The 2,191-nt window shown below is 60.1% G+C and carries 2 protein-coding genes and 1 pseudogene; 1 reads left to right on the plus strand and 2 read right to left on the minus strand.

Going from position 1 to position 2,191, the window contains the following annotated elements; translation table 11 throughout:
- Positions 1-525 precede the first annotated feature (525 nt).
- A complete protein-coding gene (locus GGR17_RS20125) occupies positions 526-888 on the minus strand; it encodes a response regulator (RefSeq protein ID WP_054539088.1) in 363 nt (120 codons plus the stop codon).
- Positions 889-978: 90 nt separating this feature from the next.
- Between GGR17_RS20125 and GGR17_RS20130 the strand changes: the two genes are divergently transcribed.
- On the plus strand, positions 979-1,707 hold the full coding sequence (locus GGR17_RS20130; RefSeq protein WP_054539087.1) for a Crp/Fnr family transcriptional regulator: 729 nt from the start codon (positions 979-981) through the stop codon (positions 1,705-1,707).
- A gap of 192 nt (positions 1,708-1,899) precedes the next feature.
- Here the strand turns inward: GGR17_RS20130 and GGR17_RS20135 are convergent.
- Positions 1,900-2,191: pseudogene (locus tag GGR17_RS20135) on the minus strand (integrase core domain-containing protein); the annotation flags it as partial.

Here is a 2,191-nt window from a genome sequence, read left to right on the forward strand (position 1 = left end):
GCCGACGCGTTCCTCTTCGCCTGACGTGCCGGCGGCGAATAGCGGATTCCGGCGGACATGCATTGTCCGCCGGACCCATAGCCTGACGCGCCTGATGCGTCAGTGTTGTGCCCCCTGGTCTTCATCCGGTCGGAACCAGCGCCACTTGTGTTGCTCCGCTTTCCGGCGCAGGTGGAACGGAGCCGCCAACATCCGCGCGCAGCTTTCAGATTGCGCAGCGCGGCTGTCGGTTGGTGTGAGCAGGTGTCGGGCGAACGCCCTTGGCGCCTCGCGGCCAAGTGCCGGGTGTGGCATCGCTTCGTTGAAATCGGCTGCCCGTGCCCGGATCAAGACCCGCGCACGGGTATGTTCTCTCGTTGGCTTCATTGTCCGACCCTTCGAGGGGCCGACTCTGATCCCCAGTGGAGAAAAAATCCTGTGGCAGGTCATCCAGGTTGACCTCGGGGGCATCATGATCATCGGTGTAGGGGGCAATCTGAAAGCCGATCACCCGCTACAGGCGCATTTTTGCCCGTCTATTCACATTCAGCCCAAAGCACTGTTCCGGGCACTTGAAGCCCGCAAGGCATCTTCAAGCGACGCCGTTGAAAAGGGCTTGTTCAGGAAAACCCAACCACCGCAACGGGCCTCAGCGGCGGCTTCGTTCAGTACAACGGGCGTCAGGTTGCGCTGGTCAAGTGCGACGCGGAGAGCTGGATCGGTGAGCTGATAGGAGCGGCAGTCGATCACAGCCCAAATCCAGTTCTCCGCCTGATCCAGAAGCGTGATGGCGTGGCCCACCGAGTCCGTCAGATGGACCTCGGCCCGGGGTTCGAGCGCGGTGACTATTTCTCGTATGTCCTCGGCGATAAACGGGTCGCTTTCCAGGACGAGTACGTTGAGGCACATGGTGAGTCTCCGGCTGCAGCTGGGTCTTATATGGAACCCAAACCGGGACGCCGCATTAAACTATGACATAGCAACGAGAGGTCGGCGCCCATGACAACAGCGTGTCAACATTGTCCCCTGCGCAAATGCGACGCCTTCCAGAATATTTCCAACGAAGATCTGGCGTTTATCGCACGTTTCAAGGTGGGTGAATTGAAGGTCGAGGCAGGCACGCCGATTTTGATGGAGGGCTCGAACGCGCCGCAGCTTTACACCGCGCTGCACGGGATGGGCATACGTTACAAGACACTCCCGTCGGGCGACCGGCAGGTCATCAACTTTGTGTTCCCCGGCGATTTCGTGGGATTGCAGGCTGGCGTGATGGGGGAAATGTCGCATTCCGTCGAAGCCAGCACGGCAATGACACTGTGCGTGTTCGACCGCAAGGCATTGTGGTCGTTCTTCAAGGACAAGCCGGAACGCGCGTTCGACATCACGTGGCTGGCGGCCATCGAAGAACATTTTCTTGGCGAGACATTGTTGACCGTCGGCCAGCGCGACGCGCTCTCGGCCGTTGCCTGGGCGCTGGTCAAGCTTCTTTTGCGCGGCCGCTCGGTCGGCCTGGCCCGGAACGATCGTTTGCCGCTGCCATTTCGCCAGCAGGACTTGGCGGATGCATTGGGCCTGTCGCTGGTGCACACCAACAAGACCTTGCGCAAGCTGCGCGTCAAACAGTTGGCATCGTGGGCGGATGGCGTTTTGCAGGTCAACGACCTGGCCGCGCTGGCCGCGCTTGGTCAGGCCGGTATTGCCCCCATGCCCAAACGCCCGCTGATCTGACGTCCGCCGGATTTGGTAGGGCTCCACGTACCCGGCCGCTGCGGCGATCTTCACCTGGTTCTATTTTGGCTTCAGGTCGAGCCTTCGGCGCTCAATATCGTTCGCCAGCCGGGTGTCCTCGCGCGGTTTCTTGGTCATCGCGTCCCTCTGAGTCCGCGTTTATTGGTTAGCTCTGTTCAGGTTTTGGGCCTCTTATGACCTTTGGTGATACTCCCGCGGGGCAAGCCCGTCGAGGCTCGAGTGCGGGCGATGGTGATTGTAGTCGACGCGCCACGCCGCAATCATGGCCGTTCATTTTCCGCCATTGGTCCGAGGACAATGGACGACGGCATGGCGCACAGACGGGAACAGGTGTTCGGTCAGACATTCCTCGCGCATGCATCCGTCGAGGGGTAATCCCCCCCGAAAGTAAGGGGCTGCATAAGTAGAATTTTCTCGGCAAGATGAACGAGGAGATTTCGAATGAAGACAAGCAGATACACTG

The organism is Actibacterium naphthalenivorans, from assembly GCF_014196965.1.
Lineage (GTDB): Bacteria > Pseudomonadota > Alphaproteobacteria > Rhodobacterales > Rhodobacteraceae > Actibacterium_A > Actibacterium_A naphthalenivorans.